Consider the following 2,800-nt stretch of genomic DNA (forward strand, 5'->3'; position numbering starts at 1 on the left):
CTTGCCGGTCGCGTACTCCCACGCCCCGGTGAACGTGATCCGGTCGCTGTCGTCGTTCAGCTGCGTGCGCGCCGTGCTCGGCACGAGGAACGCGTCGACGGCGACGACCGTCCCGGTGCCGCCCGCAGCCGCCCTTCCGAGGTTCTCCACGACGATCGTGTGCTCGCCCGGCGTCAGCCCCCCGATCTCGAAGCTGATCTGCTGCACCGGCTTGTTCTGCTCGGTGTCGACGTAGGAGGTGAACTCTCCCTGGTCGACGCCGTCGATGAGAACCCGCGCCATCCCGTGGTCGATGCCGGTCGAGGTCATCAGCTGCACGCGCGTACCGGTGAACGAGAAGGTCGCCGTGGCTCCGGCATCCGTCGACGATGTCACGGCGCCTCCGTAGGCGCCCCCGTCATCGCCCGTCGCCCACTCGCCCTCGTAGACGATCGCGTCGTCCGCGTCGTCGGTGATGGCGACGGCATCCTCCTGCGCGGCATCCGCCGCTCCGATCACCAGCGGGAAGGTGAATTCCGTCTCGGCGGTGTCGTTCGAGTCGGCCAGGCGGAAACCGAGGAAGCGCGTCGCGCCGCCCTCGGTGTCCGAGGCCGCGGCCTCGTCGACCGCGATGCGCTGATAGGCCTTGACGGCACTGCCGGAGAGCACCTCGACAGTCGGGGCCGCCGCCGGATCCATCGCGGCGAGGTCGGGAACCGCCTGCAGGAACTCGCCGATCTCCTTCTGCGCGGCGAACTTGCCGGTGATCGTGCGGTCCTCGGTGAGGGCGGCGCCGTAGTCGTAGCTCGTGAAGCCCGAGGACGGCGACCCCGTCCAACCCCAGTTCGTGCCGCCGAAGGTCATGTACGAGTTGTAGGCGGTGACGCCGTTGCCGACGTTGCGGGTCCCCCACTGCCGGGTGAAGCCCTCGTCGGTGAAGTCGTAGCAGGCGTCCGTGCCAAAGGACGCGCCCCACGGTGTGAAGGCTCCGCCCTGCGACTCGGTGATGAACTGCGGGGTGTCCGGTGCGATCGCACGGAAGGCGCCCTCCGACTCGCCGATCCGGTTTCGGCCGGCCGAGCAGTTGAACCCGAGCGGATAGTTGTCGTACGCATAGAAGTCGAGCCCGTACGTCTCTGTATCGCGGAACCGACCGCCCATGCCCCAGTCGTTGTGGAACACCGGAACCGTGATCCCGTCGGCCTTGACGCCGGCCGTGAGGTCGGTGAGGAACTTCTTGCGCGCGGGGGCGTCGTCGATGAGCTCGTTCTCGACCTGGTACATGAGCACCGACCCGCCGCCGTCCGTGACCTGATGCGCCCCGATGATCTCGTTCACCGCGCTCAGCCAGGACAGCGAGGCGGCGAGCACCTCGGGATCGGCTGATCCGCGCAGCGGCGAATCCGTGTTCACGAGATACGCGGGCAGCCCGCCCATCGAGATCTCGGCGTTCACATAGGGGCCGGGACGGGCGATGACGTAGAGGCCCTCCTGCTCGGCCATCGTCAGCAGCAGATCGACGTCCCGGATCCCGGTGAAGTCGAACTCTCCGCCTGCCTCGTCCTGGTGAAGGCCCCAGAAGAAGTAGAGCGAGACCGCGTTGAAGCCGGCGCTACGGATCTTCTGCAGCAGATCGCGCCACTGCTCGGGGTCGGGAAGCCGCCAGTAATGGAATTCGCCCGACCAGATGTTCAGCCGCTCGCCGTCGACGCTGAACGAGTGCTCGTCCCAGGTGATCTCATGCGCTGCGCCGTCGTTGCCGGGGAACACCGTCGTGCCGATGCCCGCTGCCGCCCCGACCTCGGTCGTCGGCGCCTGCGCGGCAGCGAGCGCGCCCCCGGCTCCCGTGGCGAGCATGGCCGTGGCGAGACCGCCGATGAGGAGGGTGCGTGCGGCACCCCGCATCTGGTTCAACGCGCGCTGCCGCATTCCGACACCTCTCTGTGGGGAGACGGCATCGTGCTTCGATGCCGCGATGGCCCCGACAGTAGAGAGGACGATTATTTACGTCAACAAGCGGCAGAAAGATCATCGATCTCCGCCGTCTCGCGGTGCTGATCAGCCGCCGGCCGCCTCAGCGGCACCGCGCCCCCAGCGGAAGGCCGACACCGTCGGGTCGCCGTCGATCCAGAACCGCCACGGGAATGCCGCCGTTCCGGCGATCCCGGCGACGCCGACGCGCGGTCCCGTCGCGATCGCCGCCACCGGATCGCCCCACCACAGCTCCGCCCGGGCTCCGCGGCGCAGCTCGTCGCCGACCGCATCGATCCCGTCGTGCAGGGCGTGCCGCAGACCCGAGACCTGTCCAAGGCGCCCGGGGCCCCGGGCCAGGTCGCGCCCGGATCGTCCGGATCGGGATGCCGCGGCATCCGAGCCCTCGATCACCTCGGCCGCGCGCAGCAGCACCCCGCCGGCCGAGCCGTCGGGGCCGCACACGACGTTGACGCACGAATGGATGCCGTGGCTGAGGTACACGTACAGATGCCCGGGCTCTCCCCACATCGTGTCGTTGCGCGCCGTGCGCCCGCTGCGGGCGTGGGATCCGGGGTCGGGCACCGGTCCGGTGCCGCGCCCGTGATAGGCCTCGACCTCGGTGATACGCAGGTGCACCGCGGCGCCGTCGACGACCGTGCGCAGCTGGGCTCCGAGCAGCCGCGGCGCGACCTCCACGGGCAGCGGCCCGAGGTCGTCCCGCGTCGCGCGGCGCATGTCAGAACGCCGGGACCATGGCGCACCAGGAGACATCGAAGCCCGTGAGCGCGACGAGCTCCTCCCCCGAGCGCAGGTCGAGCAGGTGCGTCTCGAGCCGCTTGGGCAGCGG

2 protein-coding genes are annotated in these 2,800 nt (G+C 69.8%); both read right to left on the minus strand.

Going from position 1 to position 2,800, the window contains the following annotated elements; all coding sequences use genetic code 11:
* On the minus strand, window positions 1-1,908 hold a 1,908-nt coding region (locus Q0Z66_RS12400; RefSeq protein WP_298041619.1), incomplete at its 3' end, for a beta-galactosidase.
* A gap of 129 nt (window positions 1,909-2,037) precedes the next feature.
* The gene (locus Q0Z66_RS12405) at window positions 2,038-2,688 is read right to left on the minus strand and encodes a DNA-3-methyladenine glycosylase (RefSeq protein ID WP_298041621.1); all 651 of its coding nucleotides are present in this window, start codon (window positions 2,686-2,688) and stop codon (window positions 2,038-2,040) included.
* Window positions 2,689-2,800: the final 112 nt, after the last annotated feature.

Source organism: uncultured Microbacterium sp., from assembly GCF_947632095.1.
In the GTDB taxonomy this organism is placed as follows: Bacteria; Actinomycetota; Actinomycetes; order Actinomycetales; family Microbacteriaceae; genus Microbacterium.

Coding starts and splice junctions, on each gene's coding strand:
- Q0Z66_RS12405 (WP_298041621.1), bottom strand. CDS start 2,688: ATGCGCCGCGCGACGCGGGACGACCTCGGGCCGCTGCCCGTGGAGGTC.